Raw genomic sequence first — 19,053 nt, 5'->3', positions numbered from 1 at the left:
GTACGGCGCATCTAACCTGCCAACCCAAGCCCGACACCTTCAGCAATGGGCTCGAGGCACGCATCCTGACTATTTTTTGATGAGGACATATCATGAACGACGAAATAATTATTCTGAAAACCCCGCAAAAGCTCAAAGAACAAATTCAAAAACTCATGGTGGATGTCACCGGAGATAGCTATAAAGATATAAGAAGCAAAAGCGCGAAGCTCTGGTACTTCGAGCAACGGCAGGCGGGAAACATCGGCTATCGCTTCGACCTTTCGGTTGAGGCGAACGGGTCTGATATCAATGTCTCGCTTGATAATTTTGTATCTACGATCAAAGAATATCTGTACCTGGACCAGGAGCCTCCATTCATGCAAGAAAGTCATGATGGTCAAATGTTCCGCGAGGGTCATCAACCGTATAAGCAAAACGTCAAGCACGAAGTCCAAGGTAAAACGATGTATTGCGCCGTCTCGATATCTGTCGAGAGAAACCAATAGCATTGATCAGGCTTATCGCTAACCGATCAGGCTTATCATCACCTTGACCTGATATCGAAGAACCTCGATCGAGTGAAGGGGCGCCAGCAATCAAGCGCCCTTTTGCTTTCAATCCAATCTCAACTTAAGCGAGGTTTTTTAAAACCTGCACGCAGTCAGCGGCTCAACCTTGCGCGTAAGCAGTTCGACAAAAGCCTTGGCCATCGGCGATTTCTGATCCTTGCGCTGCACCAGCCACACCGCTGAAATCGCTTCGGGATCCAGCAGCGGGCGGTAGACCACGCCGTCGATGCGCATCCGCTGATAGGACGCCGGCAGCACCGAAACCCCAAGCCCCGCTGCAACCAGACCGATGATGGTCATCGCCTCGCCGGCCTCTTGGGCAAAGTGCGGGCTGAATCCGGCATCGCGGGCCAGACTCAGCAATTGCGCATACAGCCCGCTGCCGTAGCTGCGCGGAAAAAACACGAACGGCTCCAGCGCCAGCGCCGAGAGAAACAGGCCTTCGTCGCTGCCCTGGGCCAACGGATGCTTGGAGCTGAGCACCGCCACCAACGGCTCACGCATCAACTCCACCACACTCAGCGAATCCGGCAAACCGAGCGGGCGCATGATGCCGACTTCGATCGACTCGTCCACCAAGGCATCGGCGACCATGGTGCTGCTCATCTCGCGCAGATTCAGATGCACCGCCGGAAACCGCTGACGAAAGGAAAAGATCGCCTGCGGAATGGTCGAGTTGAACGGTGCCGAAGAAGTGAAGCCAATCTTCAGTTCGCCAAGCTCGCCAAGCTGCGCACGCCGGGCGACGTCAGCCGCTTTATCGACCTGCGCCAGCACCAGCCGCGCCTCCTGCAGAAACAACCTGCCTGCCTCGCTCAACTCGACCCGACGATTGGTACGCTCGAACAATCGCGCGCCGAGTTGTTGCTCCAGCGCCTGAATCTGCTGACTCAGCGGTGGCTGGGAAATGCCCAGCACCTGCGCGGCGCGGCCGAAATGCAACTCTTCGGCGACGGCAATGAAGTAACGCAGATGACGCAGTTCCATGGGAGCTCCAATAGGTCGTCAAAGCTATCAAACAGGTCGAACAATATATTGGATAGAAACATTAGCCAGCTATATGATTTTTTCATTGCCTGCCCGGCTGTGCTTTCCGAGGTCTGAAGTGAAAACTGCTGTCGCGCCCCTTGCCCACGAAATCCCGCCCGCAGCCGACGACGATGCCCTCGCCGAGCTGCAGGAGATCTACATCGAAAAAGGCACGCCGGCGTTCATGCGCACGGTGCTGGCGCTGTTCTGTGGCGGCTTTGCGACGTTCGCGCTGCTCTATTGCGTGCAACCGATGATGCCGCTGCTGTCCCACGAGTACGGAATCAACGCGGCGCAGAGCAGCCTGATTCTTTCGGTGGCCACCGGCATGCTCGCCATTGGTCTGCTGATCACCGGGCCCATTTCCGACCGCATCGGCCGTAAACCGGTGATGGTCGCGGCGCTGTTCGCTGCCGCGTTGTGCACCATCGCCAGTTCGATGATGCCGAGCTGGCACGGTGTATTGATCATGCGCGCGCTGATCGGCCTGTCATTGAGCGGCCTGGCAGCGGTGGCGATGACCTATCTGAGCGAAGAAATCCATCCACAACACATCGGCCTGGCAATGGGTTTGTACATCGGCGGCAACGCGATCGGCGGGATGAGCGGACGCTTGATCACCGGCGTGCTGATCGACTTTGTCAGCTGGCACACGGCGATGCTGGTGATTGGCGGTCTGGCGCTGGTCGCAGCGGCGGTGTTCTGGAAGATTCTTCCCGAGTCGCGCAATTTCCGCTCTCGCTCATTGCACCCGCGAAGCTTGCTCGACGGCTTCACAATGCACTTTCGCGATGCCGGTCTGCCGTTGCTGTTTCTTGAAGCGTTTGTGTTGATGGGCGCGTTTGTCACGCTGTTCAACTACATCGGCTATCGCTTGCTGGCCGCGCCGTACAACCTGGATCAGGTGTTTGTCGGTTTGCTCTCGGTGGTCTACCTGTCCGGGATTTACAGCTCAGCGAAGATCGGTTCGCTGGCGGATAAACTGGGACGGCGCAAAGTATTGTGGGCGACCATTGCGCTGATGTTCGCCGGGCTGGCGCTGACCATGTTCACCTCATTGTGGCTGGTGGTCGTCGGCATGCTGGTGTTTACCTTCGGCTTCTTTGCCGCGCATTCGGTGGCGAGCAGCTGGATCGGCCGACGGGCGTTGAAAGCCAAGGGTCAGGCGTCGTCGCTGTATCTGTTCAGCTATTACGCCGGGTCGAGTATTGCCGGGACGGCGGGCGGGGTGTTCTGGCATCTGGGCGGGTGGAACGGGATTGGTTTGTTTATTGGGGCATTGCTAGTCGTGGCGCTACTGGTGGCGTTGAAGCTGGCGAAGTTGCCGCCGTTGCAGGGTGTTAAAGCCTGACAGAAACCCCCTGTAGGAGTGAGCCTGCTCGCGATAGCGGTGGGTCAGCCAATACATTCAGCGTCTGGCTCGCCGCTATCGCGAGCAGGCTCACTCCTACATTTGAACGGCGCTCGACACTCAATCGCGCAAACAAAAACGCCCGGCATTTAGCCGGGCGTTTTTATCGGGCATTGATCACTCGTGATACTGCGCCGACAGCTCATGCACTGCACGCAGGAACGCGCCGGCATGTTCCGGATCGACTTCCGGGGTGATGCCATGGCCGAGATTGAACACGTGGCCGCTGCCCTTGCCGTAGCTGGCGAGGATGCGCCCGACTTCAGTGCGGATCGCTTCCGGTTTGGCGTAGAGCACGGTCGGGTCCATGTTGCCTTGCAGCGCAACCTTGTCGCCAACGCGGGCGCGGGCGTTGCCGATGTCGCAGGTCCAGTCCAGGCCGAGGGCGTCAGCGCCGGCGTCGGCGATGCTTTCCAGCCACAGGCCACCGTTCTTGGTGAAAAGAATCACCGGCACTTTGCGACCGTCGTTCTCGCGAATCAGGCCGCTGACGATCTTCTTCATGTAGGCCAGCGAGAATTCCTGATACGCCGCCGCCGACAGGTTGCCGCCCCAGGTATCGAAGATCTGCACCGCTTGTGCGCCAGCCATGATCTGGCCGTTAAGGTATGCGGTCACCGACTGCGCCAGCTTGTCGAGCAGCAGGTGCATGGCTTGCGGGTTGTCGTAGAGCATCGCTTTGGTCTTGCGGAAGTCTTTCGACGAGCCGCCTTCGACCATGTAAGTCGCCAGGGTCCACGGGCTGCCGGAGAAACCGATCAACGGCACCCGACCGTTCAGCTCGCGACGGATGGTGCTGACCGCGTCCATGACGTAGCCGAGGTCTTTGTGCGGATCAGGGATCGGCAGAGCTTCGATATCAGCCAGTGTGCTGACGACTTTCTTGAAGCGCGGGCCTTCACCGGTCTCGAAGTACAGGCCCTGGCCCATGGCATCGGGGATGGTGAGGATGTCGGAAAACAGGATCGCCGCGTCCAGTTGCGGGTAGCGGTCGAGCGGTTGCATCGTGACTTCGCAGGCGAATTCCGGATTCATGCACAGGCTCATGAAGTCGCCGGCGTGGGCGCGGCTGGCGCGGTACTCCGGCAGGTAGCGACCGGCCTGGCGCATCATCCACACAGGGGTGACGTCAACGGGTTGCTTGAGCAGGGCGCGGAGGAAACGGTCGTTCTTCAGGGCAGTCATGTCGGCATCCGGAAAAAAAGTGCGGGCATTTTCTCAGAGCGCGAGGCAAAAGGCACGGATGTGGGTCAGCCTTTTGTCTATCGGGTCAATTTACTGTGTTGGAATACAGGATTTGCAGCGCCCAAAAACAACTGTAGGAGTGAGCCTGCTCGCGATAGCGGCGTTTCAGTCACTGCATCAGGTGACTGATCTACCGTTATCGCGAGCAGGCTCACTCCTACAAGGGACTGCGTCGTTAGTTAGACACCCAGGTAATCGAGAATCCCTTCAGCCGCATTGCGCCCTTCGAAGATCGCCGTCACCACCAGGTCGGAACCGCGCACCATGTCGCCACCGGCGAAGATTTTCGGGTTGCTGGTCTGGTGCTTGTACTGACCTTGCTCGGGCGCAACAACGCGGCCCTGGCTGTCGGTCTGGATCTCGAACTGTTCGAACCACGGCGCCGGGCTCGGGCGGAAGCCGAAGGCGATGACCACGGCGTCGGCCGGGATGATCTCTTCGGAACCCGGGATCGGCTCAGGACTGCGACGGCCACGGGCGTCCGGTTCGCCGAGACGGGTCTCGACCACTTTGACGCCTTCGACCTTGTCTTCCCCGACGATTGCAATCGGCTGGCGGTTGTAGAGGAATTTCACGCCTTCTTCCTTGGCGTTCTTCACCTCTTTGCGCGAGCCGGGCATGTTCGCTTCGTCACGACGATAGGCACAGGTCACCGACTTGGCGCCCTGACGGATCGAGGTGCGGTTGCAGTCCATCGCCGTGTCGCCGCCACCAAGGACCACGACCTTCTTGCCTTTCATGTCGACGAAATCTTCCGGCGACTTTTCAAAGCCCAGGTTGCGGTTGACGTTGGCGATGAGGAAGTCCAGTGCGTCATAAACGCCCGGCAGATCCTCACCGGCAAAACCGCCCTTCATGTAGGTGTAGGTGCCCATGCCCATGAACACCGCGTCGTACTCGGCGAGCAGTTGTTCCAAGGTCACGTCTTTGCCGACTTCGGTGTTGAGACGGAACTCGATGCCCATGCCGGTGAAGACTTCGCGACGATTGCTCAGCACGGTCTTCTCAAGCTTGAACTCGGGGATGCCGAAGGTCAGCAAACCGCCGATTTCCGGGTTCTTGTCGAACACCACCGGGGTCACGCCGCCACGCACCAGCACGTCGGCACAACCCAGACCCGCCGGGCCCGCACCGATGATCGCGACACGTTTGCCGGTCGGTTTGACCTTGGACATGTCCGGGCGCCAGCCCATGGCGAACGCGGTGTCGGTAATGTACTTCTCGACTGAACCGATGGTCACCGCGCCGAAGCCGTCGTTGAGGGTGCAGGCACCTTCGCACAGACGATCCTGCGGGCACACCCGGCCGCAGACTTCCGGCAGGGTGTTGGTCTGGTGCGACAGCTCGGCGGCCTGCAGGATGTTGCCCTCGGCCACCAGTTTCAGCCAGTTGGGAATGAAGTTGTGCACCGGGCACTTCCATTCGCAATACGGGTTGCCGCAACCCAGGCAGCGGTGAGCCTGATCGGCCGACTGCTGGGGTTTGAACGGTTCGTAGATTTCGACGAACTCTTTCTTGCGTTGACGCAACAGTTTCTTCTTCGGATCCTTGCGCCCGACATCGATGAACTGGAAGTCGTTATTCAGACGTTCAGCCATTGTTAAAACCTCATCAAACTCTTCAGGCGCATATCACTGCGGGTTGGCACGAGTGCTGGAAAGCAGGGTTTTCAAGCTGGCAGCCTTGGGCTTGACCAACCAGAAGCGCCGCAAGTAATCGTCGAGATTCTCGGCGAGTTCACGACCCCACTCGCTGTCGGTTTCGGCGACGTACTCGTTCAGCACGTTCTGCAGGTGGCTGCGATAGGCCTCCATCGCTTCGCCGCTGATCCGCTGGATCTCCACCAGTTCGTGGTTGACCCGGTCAACGAAGGTGTTGTCCTGATCGAGCACGTAGGCGAAACCACCGGTCATGCCAGAGCCGAAGTTGTAACCGGTCTTGCCCAACACGCAGACGAAACCACCGGTCATGTACTCGCAGCAGTGATCGCCAGTGCCTTCCACGACGGTGTGGGCACCGGAGTTACGCACGGCGAAACGCTCGCCTGCGGTGCCGGCGGCGAACAGCTTGCCACCCGTGGCGCCGTACAGGCAGGTGTTGCCAATGATGGCGCTTTCCTGAGTTTTATAGACGCTGCCCTTCGGCGGCACGATGACCAGCTTGCCACCGGTCATGCCTTTGCCGACGTAGTCGTTGGCGTCGCCTTCCAGGTACATGTTCAGACCGCCAGCGTTCCACACACCGAAACTCTGCCCGGCCGTGCCTTTGAAACGGAAAGTGATCGGTGCCTTGGCCATGCCCTGGTTGCCGTGTTTGCGCGCGATTTCGCCGGAGATCCGTGCGCCGATCGAACGGTCGCAGTTGCAGATGTCCAGCTCGAACTCGGCGCCGCTGAGGTCGTTGATTGCCGACGAGGCCAGCTCGACCATCTTCTCCGCCAGCAGGCCCTTGTCGAAAGGCGGGTTGCGCTCAACGCCGCAGAACTGCGGTTTGTCCGCCGGGATGTGATCGCTGCCCAGCAGCGGCGTCAGGTCCAGGTGATGTTGCTTGGCGGTCTGGCCTTCGAGAATTTCCAGCAGATCGGTGCGACCGATCAGCTCTTCCAAGGAGCGCACACCGAGTTTGGCCAGCCACTCACGGGTCTCTTCGGCGACGTAGGTGAAGAAATTCACCACCATGTCGACGGTGCCGATGTAGTGATCCTTGCGCAGCTTCTCGTTCTGCGTGGCAACGCCAGTGGCGCAGTTGTTCAGGTGGCAGATGCGCAGGTATTTGCAGCCCAGCGCGATCATCGGCGCGGTGCCGAAGCCGAAGCTTTCGGCGCCGAGGATTGCTGCCTTGATCACGTCGAGGCCGGTTTTCAGACCGCCGTCGGTCTGCACCCGGACCTTGCCGCGCAGGTCGTTGCCGCGCAGGGTCTGGTGGGTTTCAGCCAGGCCGAGTTCCCACGGTGCTCCGGCGTACTTGATCGAGGTCAGCGGCGAAGCACCGGTGCCACCGTCGTAACCGGAGATGGTGATCAAGTCCGCATAGGCCTTGGCCACACCGGCGGCGATGGTGCCGACGCCTGCTTCGGCGACGAGTTTCACCGAAACCAGCGCCTGCGGGTTGACCTGCTTGAGGTCAAAGATCAGCTGCGACAGGTCTTCGATCGAATAGATGTCGTGGTGCGGCGGCGGCGAAATCAGGGTCACGCCCGGCACTGCGTAACGCAGCTTGGCGATCAGTCCGTTGACCTTGCCGCCCGGCAGTTGCCCGCCCTCGCCCGGCTTGGCGCCTTGGGCGACTTTGATCTGCAGCACTTCGGCATTGACCAGGTATTCCGGTGTTACACCGAAACGGCCGGTGGCAACCTGCTTGATTTTCGAACTCTTGATGGTGCCGTAACGCGCCGGATCTTCACCACCTTCGCCGGAGTTGGAGCGCGCGCCGAGGCGGTTCATGGCTTCGGCCAGGGCTTCGTGAGCTTCCGGCGACAGTGCGCCCAGCGAGATGCCGGCGGAGTCGAAGCGCTTGAGCACCGACTCCAGCGGCTCGACTTCACTGATGTCCAGCGGTGTGTCGAGGGTCTTGACCTTGAACAGGTCGCGAATCATCGACACCGGACGGTTGTCCACCAGCGAGGTGTATTCCTTGAACTTGGCGTAGTCGCCCTGCTGCACAGCGGCTTGCAGGGTGTTGACCACGTCCGGGTTGTACGCGTGATATTCGCCACCGTGGACGAACTTCAGCAGACCGCCCTGCTGGATCGGCTTGCGCGGACTCCAGGCTTCGACGGCGAGGGCCTTCTGCTCGGCTTCGATGTCGACGAAACGCGCCCCCTTGATGCGGCTTGGTACGCCACGGAAGCTCAGCTCGCAGACTTCTTCGGACAGGCCGATTGCTTCGAACAGCTGCGCACCGCGGTACGAAGCGATGGTCGAAATACCCATCTTCGAGAGGATCTTCAGCAGGCCTTTGGTGATGCCCTTGCGGTAGTTCTTGAACACCTCGTAGAGGTCGCCCAGTACTTCACCGGTACGGATCAGGTCACCCAGCACTTCGTAGGCCAGGAACGGATAGACCGCCGAGGCGCCGAAACCGATCAGCACGGCGAAGTGATGCGGGTCACGGGCGGTGGCGGTTTCCACGAGGATGTTGGAATCGCAACGCAGGCCTTTTTCGGTCAGACGGTGGTGCACTGCACCGGTCGCCAGCGAGGCGTGGATCGGCAGCTTGCCCGGCGCGATATGACGGTCGCTGAGGACGATCTGGGTACGCCCGGCGCGCACGGCTTCTTCAGCCTGATCGGCAACATTGTGGATCGCCGCTTCGAGGCCAACGCTTTCGTCGTAGTTGAGGTCGATGATCGCCCGTTCGAAACCCGGACGGTCGAGGTTCATCAGCGAGCGCCACTTGGCCGGCGAAATCACCGGCGAGCTGAGGATCACGCGCGAGGCGTGTTCCGGCGACTCCTGGAAAATGTTGCGCTCGGCGCCGAGGCAGATTTCCAGCGACATCACGATCGCTTCACGCAGCGGGTCGATCGGCGGGTTGGTGACCTGCGCGAACTGCTGGCGGAAATAGTCGTACGGCGTGCGCACACGCTGGGACAGCACGGCCATCGGCGTGTCGTCGCCCATCGAGCCCACGGCTTCGTAACCTTGTTCGCCAAGCGGACGCAGCACCTGATCACGCTCTTCGAACGTGACCTGATACATCTTCATGTATTGCTTGAGCTGATCGACGTCGTAGAAAGCCGAACCGTGGTCGTTGTCTTCCATGGTCGCCTGAATGCGCAGGGCATTCTTGCGCAGCCATTGCTTGTACGGATGACGGGATTTCAGCCGGTTGTCGATCGCATCGGTGTCGAGGATCTGCCCGGTTTCGGTGTCCACGGCGAAGATCTGACCCGGCCCGACGCGGCCCTTGGCGAGCACGTCTTCAGGCTGGTAATTCCACACGCCGATTTCCGAGGCGAGGGTGATGAAACCGTTTTTGGTGGTGACCCAGCGCGCCGGGCGCAGACCGTTACGGTCGAGCAGGCATACCGCGTAGCGACCGTCGGTCATGACCACGCCGGCTGGGCCGTCCCACGGCTCCATGTGCATCGAGTTGTACTCGTAGAACGCACGCAGATCCGGGTCCATGGTTTCGACGTTCTGCCACGCAGGCGGAATGATCATCCGCACGCCACGGAACAGGTCGATGCCGCCGGTGACCATCAGTTCGAGCATGTTGTCCATGCTCGAGGAGTCGGAACCGACACGGTTGACCAGCGGGCCGAGCTCTTCCAGATCCATCAGATCATTGGTGAACTTGGTCCGACGGGCCTGCGCCCAGTTGCGGTTACCGGTGATGGTGTTGATTTCGCCGTTGTGGGCGAGGAAGCGGAACGGCTGCGCCAGCGGCCATTTCGGCAGGGTGTTGGTGGAGAAGCGCTGGTGGAACACGCAGATCGCGGTTTGCAGGCGCTCGTCACTCAGGTCCGGATAGAACGCGGCCAGGTCGGCCGGCATCATCAGGCCTTTATAGATGATGGTCTTGTGCGAAAAGCTGCAGATGTAGTGGTCGGTGTCAGCGGCGTTGGCCACCGACGAACGGCGACGGGCACTGAACAGCTTCACGGCCATGTCCTGATCGCTCAGGCCTTCGCCGCCGATATAGACCTGCTCGATCTGCGGCAGGCGCTCAAGGGCCAGGCGGCCGAGGACGCTGGTGTCGATCGGCACTTTGCGCCAGCCGATCAGTTGCAGGCCTTCGGCGAGGATCTCGCGGTTCATGTTCTCGCGAGCGGCTTCGGCCTTGGCCGGATCCTGATTGAAGAACACCATGCCCACGGCATATTGCTTGGGCATTTCGACACCGAAGCTCTCCTGGGCAATGGCTCGCAGGAAGGCGTCGGGTTTTTGAATCAGCAGACCGCAACCGTCACCGGTCTTGCCGTCGGCATTAATCCCACCGCGGTGGGTCATGCAGGTCAGGGCCTCGATGGCCGTTTGCAAAAGGGTATGACTGGGCTCGCCCTGCATATGAGCTATCAGGCCGAAACCGCAGTTATCCTTGAATTCATCTGGTTGGTACAGACCTGCTTTCATAGACACTTTCTCACCAGGCTGCCTCTATTCGAGGCAAATTTCTTTTCAATTCAACCACTTGCGTTCCGCGCCGAACGTACGCCGGCTTAGCGGGGGCAAAAGGGTGGTCATTGTACACAGCGACACAGAGGCTCACAAATTTGACGACGAACTGTCGCAAATTCATGTCGCATTTGTGAAAGGTTTAAAGCGATCTGCTGTGCTAGTCAAAACTTTTTTAAATTCTGACCGCAACGACTCAAAAACTACTGTGACGCAGACACCACAAGGCACGCGACCTTTTCAGGAAGCGCGCACTCGTGGAGATTTTGAGGTGCCGGGAGAGGCGGCCTGGGTAAGGCCGCCGAATCTTCAGCGAGTTGTTGCCAGTTCCTGTTGGACGCTGGCGACAGTGCGAGGCCAAGGTTTACCAGCCTGAACCTTCGCTGGCAAGGCCTTGATGGCAGAAACGGCCGCATCACGATTGGCAAAGTTGCCATAGGTGATCACGTAAAGCGGCTTGCCGTTGAGGACTTTCTTGAAATAACGGTACTCGCCGCCCTGCTCCTTGACGAAGTTCTGCGCGGCGGTTTCCGAGCTGGTGCCGAGGATCTGCACCACGTAGTTGCTGGTCGGCTGACCGGCGTACCAGCTGCCACCGGCGGCCTTGGCCACGGTGACCGGCTTGTCGGCAGGCTTGGCCGGAGCGGGGGTCGGTCTCGCGGCGGGCGCTGGAGTGGCCGGAGCGGGCTTGGCCGTGGCGATCTGCGTCGGTGCCGGGGTTGGCGCCGGCTTGGCCGCCGGAGTCGGGACCGGCGTCGGCGCAGGGCCAGCCGGAACGCCTGCAGGCGGTGCAGAGGTGGTCACGGTCGGCGGGGTATCGCTGGAGCCTTCCAGTGGCACGCCGTCATCGCCTTCGGTGATGCCACCGGCGGCTTCGGCCAGCGGGCCGCGCATGACCGGCTGCGAGTTGCCGACCAGCGGCAGCGGCATCGGCTGGGTGTTGCCAGCGAATTCGACGGACGGGTTGGCGCCATTCGCTGCGCCCTGACCCAATGGCAGTTGCGCCTGTTCATTGGCCGGAGCACCGGTGGTCGGTGCCTTGCTGCGACCCGGCATCAGCCAGGCGGCGGCAACCGCGACCACAACGACGGCGGAAATCGCCAATACGTGTTTCTTCGGCATGTTGAACCCCATACTTGGACGCTTGACCGCTGAGCGGCTGGCAATCATGACTTCGATCAGAGCATCGCGAGCGACCTGGTTGATGTTGCCCGGCCAGCCCTCGGAGCTTTCGTGAATATCAGAGATCTGATCTGCGGTGAAAAGTTCGACACCCCGGCCCGCGCCTTCCAGCCGCTGGTCGAGATATTCGCGGGTTTCTTCTTCGGTGTACGGCTGCAATTCGATGACGTGGAAACGCTCTTCCTCAAGCTGCAAAGCCTCGAGCTGAGCGATCAGCGACGACTCGCCGAACAGGAACACATGCGGGCGACCTTCCGGCGTGCCGGCACCCAGCGCCATCAACGCTTCCAGCGCCGACTCGTCGAGCTGCTCGGCATCGTCCACCAGCAGATAGACTTCCTGCCCGGTCAGACCCAGTTGCACCACCTGCTCGAGAATCGCGCCGACTTCGGCCTGAGCGACATCCAGCGCCTGCGCCACCTGGCGCAGCACGCCGGCCGCATCACCGGCGCCACGGGCGGAAACCACCACGCTCTGCACCGATTGTTTATTGGTGCTGGCCACCAGTGCCTGGCGCAGCAGGGTCTTGCCGCTGCCCTGCGGGCCGGTGACCACCAGCAGCAACTGGCTGTAACGCGCCAGATGATGCAGTTGACCCAGCACCGGTTTGCGCTGGGCCGGGAAGAATTTGAAGCCCGGTACCCGTGGCGCGAACGGGTCGTGACTTAACTGAAAATGGCCGAGAAACGCCTCGTCGGCATGCAAACTAGTCATCGGAATCGTTTTAACCTTTAAGCTGAGCCAGGGCACGGTAATCCGCTCCCAGCGTGGCCTGTAGAACCTCTTTCGGATAATCGTCGGTCACTACCGCTTCGCCCATCCGGCGCAGCAGCACCAGGCGCAGACGACCGTCGATCACTTTTTTATCAATTGCCATGTGTTGGAGAAAATCGGCTTCGGTCATTTCTGTCGGCGGAATCACCGGCAGGCCGGCACGCTGGAACAGTCGAATGCCGCGATCACGCTCCTGCTCGCTGATCCAGCCCAGGCGCGCGGACATTTCCAGCGCCATCACGGTACCCGCCGCCACCGCCTCGCCATGCAGCCAGACACCATAGCCCATGTGGGTTTCGATGGCGTGGCCGAAGGTGTGCCCGAGGTTGAGCGTAGCGCGTACGCCGGTTTCCTTTTCATCGGCACCGACCACGGCAGCCTTGGCCGCGCAGGAACGCTCGATCGCGTAGGTCAGCGCGGTTTGATCCAGCGCCCGCAGGGCATCGACGTTTTCTTCCAGCCAGGTCAGAAACGGCTCGTCGCAGATCAGACCGTACTTGATGACTTCCGCCAGCCCCGCCGACAACTCGCGCTGCGGCAGGGTTTTCAGCGATGCGGTATCGATCAGCACCACGTTCGGCTGGTAGAACGCGCCGACCATGTTCTTGCCCAGCGGATGGTTGATGCCGGTCTTGCCGCCTACCGAGGAATCGACCTGCGACAACAGTGTGGTAGGAATCTGGATGAAATCGACACCGCGCTGATAACAGGCCGCAGCGAAACCGGCCATGTCGCCGATCACCCCGCCGCCCAGGGCGATCACGGTGGTGCGGCGGTCGTGACGGGCGGTCAGCAGACCGTCGAAAATCAGCTGCAGGGTTTCCCAGTTCTTGAAGGCTTCGCCGTCGGGCAACACCACCGAGATCACCGAGAACTGCGCAAGGCTGCGGGTCAGACGTTCGAGATAGAGCGGCGCGACGGTTTCGTTGGAGATGATTGCCACCTGCCGCCCGTGGATATGCGGCGCCAGCAGTTCCGGCTGATCCAACAGACCTTCGCCAATATGAATCGGGTAGCTGCGCTCGCCTAGATCGACCTTGAGTGTCTGCATGTGTCCCCACAGTGAAGATGGAAGCAGGCATCCTGCCCTGAAATTATTGGTGTTCTGCAGCCTGTAGCGGTATGACGCCGCTTGCCCGGCATCCGCCACACTCTCGGCGGGCGCTGACAGGACGCCGAGGATAGCGCATTTCGGCCGATGCTTTAACGGGGTGGCAACTGCGCGAGGCGGTCGAGAATGTCGAGCACCACCATGCGTGGCGGCCGCTCGTCGGTTTCCACCACCAGATCGGCGATTTCCCGATAAAGCGGATCACGGATCTCGAGCAGGTCACGCAGGGTTTTCGCCGGATCGGCGGTGCGCAGCAGCGGCCGATTGCGATCGCGGGAGGTGCGGCCGACCTGCTGTTCGACGGAGGCGTGCAGATACACCACGCGCCCGCCCTCATGCAGGGCCTTGCGATTGGCATCACGCATCACGGCGCCGCCTCCGGTCGCCAGCACCACGCCATCGAACGCGCACAGCTCGGCGATCATCGCCTGCTCACGGTCACGAAAGCCGGGCTCGCCTTCCTTGTCGAAGATCCATGGGATATTGGCACCCGTGCGCAGCTCAATTTCCTTGTCGGAATCCTTGAACGGCAGGCGCAGCTCTTTGGCCAGCAATCGGCCGATGGTGCTTTTGCCGGCACCCATCGGTCCTACAAGTATCAAATTTCGCACAGAATCAACGACTCACAGCAATCGCCTGGTTATTCATGATACGCGGAGTGAGAAATACCAGCAGCTCGGATTTTTTCTCCGAAACCACATCACGCCGGAAAAGGCGGCCAAGATACGGCACATCGCCAAGAAATGGCACCTTATCTACAACCTTGCTCTGAGTATTTGAAAAAACACCGCCGATTACGATCGTCTCGCCGTCATTCACCAGCACTTTGGCGTTGACCTCGTTTTTCTTGATCGGCGGTACATCCTGCACTTTGTTCAGGTAGTCGGGCTCATCCTTGGTGACCTTGACCTCCATGATGATGCGGTTGTCAGGCGTGATCTGCGGAGTGACTTCCAGCGACAGCGAAGCCTCCTTGAAGGACACCGAGGTCGCGCCACTGGAGCTGGCCTCCTGATACGGTATCTCGGTGCCTTTGAGGATCTTCGCAGTTTCCTTGTCCGAGGTGACCACCTTCGGCTGCGAGACGATCTCGCCGTTGCCGGTCTTTTCCATCGCCGTCAGCTCCAGATCCAGCAAAACGTTGTCGGTGATGAACGCGATACCGATCCCGGAGGTATTGTTGACCGTGCCCATGTCGACGAATGGCGAGTTGGTGCCGGTGCTGCCCGGCGTACCGATGGTGCTCGACGAACCGTTGACACCGGAGGCGTTCCAGTTGCCCTTGTTCTGCACCGAGCCGCCCCAGCGCACGCCGAGGCTCTTGTCGTAATCGACGTTGGCCTCGACGATGCGCGCCTCGATCATCACCTGGCGCACCGGAATATCCAGCTGCGCGACGATCCGCCGTAGCTCGTCGAGGCGATCCTGGGTCTGGTAGGCAATAATGTTGTTGGTCCGCTCATCGACAGTAATCGAACCGCGCTCATCGACCTTGGCCTCGGCACTGGTTACCGACTGGAACAGCTTGGCAATGTCCGCAGCCTTGGCGTAATTGACTTGCAGCAGTTCGCGACGCAATGGCGCCAGCTCGGCGATCTGCTTTTGCGACTCCAGTTCCTGACGCTCGCGGGCGGCAATTTCATCGGCCGGCGCGACCAGCAGCACATTGCCGATCTTGCGTTTATCCAGGCCTTTGGTTTTCAGCACCAGATCCAGCGCCTGATCCCACGGCACGTTCTGCAGGCGCAAGGTGATGCCGCCCTGCACCGTGTCGCTTGCCACGAGGTTGAGGTTGGTGAAGTCGGCGATCAGTTGCAGCACCGAGCGCACGTCGATGTCCTGAAAATTCAGCGACAGCTTGTCGCCGACATAGGCCTGACGGTCGGCGTTGCGCTTTTGCAGGTCGTCGACACTCATCGGACGAACGCTCACGGTGAGCTTGTTGTCGGTCTGGAACGTCGAATAGTCGAAGGTGCCGCTGGGCTCGACGCTGATCACGGTGCGATCGCCGGTGAGCGCTGCGTTGACGAACTGCACCGGTGTGGCGAAGTCTTTGACGTCGAGGCGCACGCGCAGTTTTTCCGGCAATTGCGTGCGAGCGAAGCTGAGGATGATCTTGCCGTCGTGCTCCTGGATATCCGGGGCGATGGTCGGGTCAGAGAGGTCGATGACCACGTTGCCCTCGCCTTCGGTGCCGCGCTGGAAATCAACGCCGCGAATCGCCCGGCTGCGCGGCGCCGCGGATCTGGCGGGCGCCGAAGTCGCCGTCGCGGCACGCGGTGCAACTGCGGCGGGGCGCGGCGCAGTCGTGGAGGCGCCCTGACCGACCACCACGAACAGATTATTGCCTTCGACCCGCGTGCTGTAAGGCGCCAATTGCGTCAGGCTGACGATCAGCCGCGTGCGATCCTTGGCTTCGGCCACCGTCGCCGTGCGCGCATTGCCGCTGCCCAGATCAAGATTCCTGTTGGCCAGCTGGCTGGTCACGCCCGGCAGATCCAGTGCAATACGCGCGGGTGACTCGGTCGTGTAGCCCTTGGGCTGTGGTGGCGGGCCGTCGAACGACAGCTTCAGTTCGACGCGGTCACCCGGCAGCGCAGCGACATCCAGCGCTTTCAGATTGGCCGCCATTACCATCGGTGACACCAGCGCTATCCATAGCGAAAAACCGAGGGTGGAGAAAATCCTGTTCATTGTTCGACTTCCACTATGAGTGCTCTTTCAAAGGAATGGTGCGCGGCCGCTCCAGCCAGGCGCCGGCGCCGTCGGGCACGATCTCGACGACATCGACCTGGGTCGCGCTGATGGCGACGATGCGACCATCGTTGCGGCCCAGGTAGTCGCCGACCTTGAGGCGGTGCACCCCGCCCGCGCCGCGCAGCAGCGCAAACGAGCCCGAGGCATTGGCAATCGTGCCGACCATTTCGAACTGCTCGATATTGAACCCTTCAAGGTATTGCTTGACCCGGTTGGGGTCGGGTTTGACGTTGCGCGAGCCGTGCTTCTGCCCGGCCAGATCGACCCGCGCCTGCCGCGAAAACGGACTGCGCAGGTTGGCGGCGCTGTAAGTGAATGTGGGGTAAGACCGGAATGTCGGTGTTGGTTCAATCCTGCCGGCGGGCCGCAAGCGCACTTCGTTGAGGTAAGCGTCGAGGTCGCTGAAGTCATCGCCGCCACCGCAGCCGCTCAATGCCAGCATCATGAGCAAGACGAAATAACGAATCGGGGTCATTTCTCCAGCCCCTTGTCGTTATAGCGGTACGTCTTGGCAAGAATGCTCATGCGCAGCTTCGTCCCGCCCTCGGGATTGGCCGGCGCCAGTTCGAAGTCGTGCAGGGTGACAATTCGCGGCAGCCCGGCGACGCCGCTGACGAAGGTCGCAAGATCGTGATAGGCGCCGGTCACGGTGATCTGGATCGGCAATTCGATGTAGAACGGCTGGGTCACTTCCGGCAGCAGTTTGATCTCTTCGAATTCCAGACCGCTGCCCAGTCCGGTGCGAGTGATGTCTTCGAGCAGGCCCGGCACTTCGGTGTCGCTGGGTAGCTGCCGCAGCAGCACGCCGAAGGTGTTTTCCATCTCTTTCATCTGCTGGGTATAGAGCTCGAGGTTCGCGGACAGCCGCGCCTTGCTGGCGAACTGTTCCTTAAGGGTGGTTTCTTCTTCGCGCTTGAGGTCGAGCTGATTTTCCATGTCGCTGATGAAGAAGTAATAGCCAAGCGCGAGGATCAACACCATCACCAGCGCACCGCACAGAGTTTTCACCGCCGGGGGCCAGGAGCCGATGTTGCTGGTGTCGAGGTCATTGAAGTCGATATTGCGCAGGCCTTGCAGCCACTCGGAGGCCTTCATTGCTCGTCCTCCGGAACCTTGGGCTGGGTCTGCCGAACGGTCAGCTGGAAGACATTGGCCTGTTCGACCTGATCGGCGCTGGTGGCCTTGACTTCATTCAGGCTTGGCGCGTCGAACCAGTCGGACGCGTCGAGATTGCGCATCAGCTCGGAAACCCGGTTGTTCGACTCCGCCGCGCCACTGATGGACAGGGTCTTGCCGGCCATTTTCACATCGGTGAAATACACACCGTCCGGCAACGTACGCGCCAGTTGATCGAAGACGCGCCCGCTGATCTGCCGGTTGCCCTGCAGGTCCTGGATGATGCGCATGCGCTCGACTAGTTGCTGACGGCGCGCCTTGAGCTCGCTGATCTGCTTGATGCGTTCGTCGACCACGGCGATCTGTTTACCGATGTAATCGTTGCGCGCCATCTGTCGCTCAATGGCCGCACTGATGATCTGATCGGCAATCAACACCGCACCGATCGAACCGGCCAACACACCGATCAAGATCAGCAGAAAGCGTTTGCGCCGCTCTTCGCGGCGCTCCTCGCGCCAGGGGAGAAGGTTGATCCGCGCCATCAGTCGAAACTCCTGAGCGCGAGCCCGCAGGCAATCATCAAGGCCGGCGCGTCACTGGCCAGCGCACCGGCATTGACCTTGCTGCCCAGGGCCATGTCGGCAAACGGGTTGGCGACCTGGGTCGGCGTATTGAGGCGCTGTTCGATCAGGCGATCCAGGCCAGACACCGAAGCCGTGCCGCCGGCGAGCAGGATATGGTCGACGGCGTTGTACTGGCCGGAGGCGAAGAAGAACTGCAGAGAACGCGATACCTGCTGCACCAGCGCCTCGCGAAATGGCTGCAGGACTTCGGTCACGTAATCGTCAGGCAGGCCGCCCTGCTTTTTCGCCAGGCCCGCCTGCTCGACAGTGAGGCCATAGCGGCGCTGGATCTCTTCGGTGAGCTGGCGCCCGCCGAACAATTGCTCGCGGGTATAGATGATCTTGCCGTTGTGCAGGACGCTGAGGGTGGTCATGGTCGCGCCGATGTCGACCACCGCCACCGTCAGAAGCTCCTGCGAAGCCGCCAGATGCGTCGCGAGCAAGCCGAACGAGCGCTCCAGCGCGTAGGCCTCGACATCGACTACCCGTGCAGTCAGGCCGGCGAGCGCCAGCGCCGCTTCACGCACCTCGACGTTTTCCTTGCGACAGGCGGCGAGCAGCACGTTGACCCGTTCCGGGTTGCGCGGCGAGACGCCCTGGACTTCGAAGTCAATGGCGACCTCGTCCAGCGGATAAGGAATGTATTGGTCGGCCTCGATCTTGAGCTGGCTCTCCAGTTCGTCGTCCGACAGCCCGGCGTCCATTTCGATGACCTTGGTGATCACCGCCGACCCGGCCACCGCCACCGCCACGCTCTTGACCCCGGTGCGTGCCTTGACCAGCAACCGGCTCAGCGCCTGGCCGACGCCCTCGAGCTCGGCGATGTTCTTTTCGACCACGGCGTTCGCCGGCAACGGCTCTACCGCGTAGGCCTCGACCCGGTAGCGCTCGCCCTGACGGCTCAGTTCCAGCAGCTTCACCGACGTGGAGCTGATGTCGATCCCCAGTAACGCATTGGTCTTTTTATTGAAGAGTCCCAGCACTACCAATTCCCTATGACTTTCCGTGAGTTACGGACTCTGTAATACGCATTGCGTTCCTTCACCCCGTCTTGACAGAAGCGCCAATGACGCCTCCGACGGAAAAGTGCTTATAATGCCCAGCGATTTTTTCCGCTTTTTACTGCCCGCGCGGG

At 60.7% G+C, this 19,053-nt stretch carries 14 protein-coding genes; 2 read left to right on the top strand and 12 right to left on the bottom strand.

From position 1 onward, the window contains the following. Positions 1-92: 92 nt before the first annotated feature. A complete protein-coding gene (locus tag J2Y90_RS08080) occupies positions 93-488 on the top strand; it encodes a hypothetical protein (RefSeq protein WP_253498258.1) in 396 nt (131 codons plus the stop codon). Positions 489-626: 138 nt separating this feature from the next. Here J2Y90_RS08080 and J2Y90_RS08075 read toward each other — a convergent pair whose 3' ends face one another. After that, positions 627-1,538 carry a LysR family transcriptional regulator gene (locus J2Y90_RS08075; RefSeq protein WP_253498255.1) on the bottom strand — a complete coding sequence of 304 codons (912 nt, stop codon included), beginning with the start codon at positions 1,536-1,538 and terminating at the stop codon, positions 627-629. A gap of 118 nt (positions 1,539-1,656) precedes the next feature. On the opposite strand from J2Y90_RS08075, the gene J2Y90_RS08070 reads away from it, so the two are divergent. Next, positions 1,657-2,931 carry an MFS transporter gene (locus tag J2Y90_RS08070; RefSeq protein ID WP_253498252.1) on the top strand — a complete coding sequence of 425 codons (1,275 nt, stop codon included), beginning with the start codon at positions 1,657-1,659 and terminating at the stop codon, positions 2,929-2,931. A gap of 177 nt (positions 2,932-3,108) precedes the next feature. Here J2Y90_RS08070 and hemE read toward each other — a convergent pair whose 3' ends face one another. The 11 genes from hemE to J2Y90_RS08015 all read right to left on the bottom strand — a co-directional run bounded on the left by hemE (position 3,109) and on the right by J2Y90_RS08015 (position 18,901). Next, positions 3,109-4,176, bottom strand: coding sequence for a uroporphyrinogen decarboxylase (hemE, locus tag J2Y90_RS08065; protein ID WP_253498249.1), 1,068 nt, complete (start codon positions 4,174-4,176; stop codon positions 3,109-3,111). Positions 4,177-4,415: 239 nt separating this feature from the next. Continuing rightward, positions 4,416-5,834 carry an FAD-dependent oxidoreductase gene (locus J2Y90_RS08060; protein ID WP_253498246.1) on the bottom strand — a complete coding sequence of 473 codons (1,419 nt, stop codon included), beginning with the start codon at positions 5,832-5,834 and terminating at the stop codon, positions 4,416-4,418. A gap of 33 nt (positions 5,835-5,867) precedes the next feature. Beyond that, the gene (gltB, locus tag J2Y90_RS08055) at positions 5,868-10,313 is read right to left on the bottom strand and encodes a glutamate synthase large subunit (RefSeq protein WP_253498242.1); all 4,446 of its coding nucleotides are present in this window, start codon (positions 10,311-10,313) and stop codon (positions 5,868-5,870) included. A 351-nt stretch (positions 10,314-10,664) separates the two neighbouring features. Next, complete coding sequence (locus J2Y90_RS08050; protein WP_253498239.1) at positions 10,665-12,251, bottom strand: AAA family ATPase; 1,587 nt, start codon at positions 12,249-12,251, stop codon at positions 10,665-10,667. Between the two features lie 10 nt (positions 12,252-12,261). Then, positions 12,262-13,362, bottom strand: coding sequence for a 3-dehydroquinate synthase (gene aroB / locus J2Y90_RS08045; protein WP_253498236.1), 1,101 nt, complete (start codon positions 13,360-13,362; stop codon positions 12,262-12,264). Positions 13,363-13,514: 152 nt separating this feature from the next. Further along, positions 13,515-14,033, bottom strand: a complete 519-nt coding sequence (gene aroK / locus J2Y90_RS08040; RefSeq protein ID WP_024011270.1) for a shikimate kinase AroK — start codon at positions 14,031-14,033, stop codon at positions 13,515-13,517. Between the two features lie 4 nt (positions 14,034-14,037). Then, entirely contained in the window at positions 14,038-16,116 is a 2,079-nt protein-coding gene (pilQ, locus tag J2Y90_RS08035; protein ID WP_253498233.1) for a type IV pilus secretin PilQ, read from the bottom strand. Positions 16,117-16,129: 13 nt separating this feature from the next. Continuing rightward, positions 16,130-16,654, bottom strand: coding sequence for a pilus assembly protein PilP (locus J2Y90_RS08030; protein ID WP_253498231.1), 525 nt, complete (start codon positions 16,652-16,654; stop codon positions 16,130-16,132). Next, positions 16,651-17,274 (bottom strand): type 4a pilus biogenesis protein PilO, encoded by a 624-nt coding sequence (pilO, locus tag J2Y90_RS08025; RefSeq protein WP_024011267.1) that lies wholly within the window; start codon positions 17,272-17,274, stop codon positions 16,651-16,653. The genes J2Y90_RS08030 and pilO overlap by 4 nt, the downstream gene beginning before the upstream one ends. Further along, positions 17,271-17,837 carry a PilN domain-containing protein gene (locus J2Y90_RS08020; RefSeq protein ID WP_253498228.1) on the bottom strand — a complete coding sequence of 189 codons (567 nt, stop codon included), beginning with the start codon at positions 17,835-17,837 and terminating at the stop codon, positions 17,271-17,273. The genes pilO and J2Y90_RS08020 overlap by 4 nt, the downstream gene beginning before the upstream one ends. Next, entirely contained in the window at positions 17,837-18,901 is a 1,065-nt protein-coding gene (locus J2Y90_RS08015; protein WP_253498226.1) for a pilus assembly protein PilM, read from the bottom strand. The genes J2Y90_RS08020 and J2Y90_RS08015 overlap by 1 nt, the downstream gene beginning before the upstream one ends. Between the last annotated feature and the right edge of the window lie 152 nt (positions 18,902-19,053).

It is taken from the genome of Pseudomonas koreensis (genome assembly GCF_024169245.1).
GTDB classification, from domain to species: Bacteria; Pseudomonadota; Gammaproteobacteria; order Pseudomonadales; family Pseudomonadaceae; genus Aquipseudomonas; species Aquipseudomonas koreensis_F.
This window is presented reverse-complemented; position numbering and strand designations above follow the sequence as displayed.

Bases quoted from the DNA above. Each gene is read 5' to 3' on its own strand.
- J2Y90_RS08080 (WP_253498258.1), top strand. From the start codon at position 93: ATGAACGACGAAATAATTATTCTGAAAACCCCGCAAAAGCTCAAAGAA.
- J2Y90_RS08075 (WP_253498255.1), bottom strand. From the start codon at position 1,538: ATGGAACTGCGTCATCTGCGTTACTTCATTGCCGTCGCCGAAGAGTTG.
- hemE (WP_253498249.1), bottom strand. From the start codon at position 4,176: ATGACTGCCCTGAAGAACGACCGTTTCCTCCGCGCCCTGCTCAAGCAA.
- J2Y90_RS08060 (WP_253498246.1), bottom strand. From the start codon at position 5,834: ATGGCTGAACGTCTGAATAACGACTTCCAGTTCATCGATGTCGGGCGC.
- gltB (WP_253498242.1), bottom strand. From the start codon at position 10,313: ATGAAAGCAGGTCTGTACCAACCAGATGAATTCAAGGATAACTGCGGT.
- J2Y90_RS08050 (WP_253498239.1), bottom strand. From the start codon at position 12,251: ATGACTAGTTTGCATGCCGACGAGGCGTTTCTCGGCCATTTTCAGTTA.
- aroB (WP_253498236.1), bottom strand. From the start codon at position 13,362: ATGCAGACACTCAAGGTCGATCTAGGCGAGCGCAGCTACCCGATTCAT.
- pilQ (WP_253498233.1), bottom strand. From the start codon at position 16,116: ATGAACAGGATTTTCTCCACCCTCGGTTTTTCGCTATGGATAGCGCTG.
- J2Y90_RS08030 (WP_253498231.1), bottom strand. From the start codon at position 16,654: ATGACCCCGATTCGTTATTTCGTCTTGCTCATGATGCTGGCATTGAGC.
- pilO (WP_024011267.1), bottom strand. From the start codon at position 17,274: ATGAAGGCCTCCGAGTGGCTGCAAGGCCTGCGCAATATCGACTTCAAT.
- J2Y90_RS08020 (WP_253498228.1), bottom strand. From the start codon at position 17,837: ATGGCGCGGATCAACCTTCTCCCCTGGCGCGAGGAGCGCCGCGAAGAG.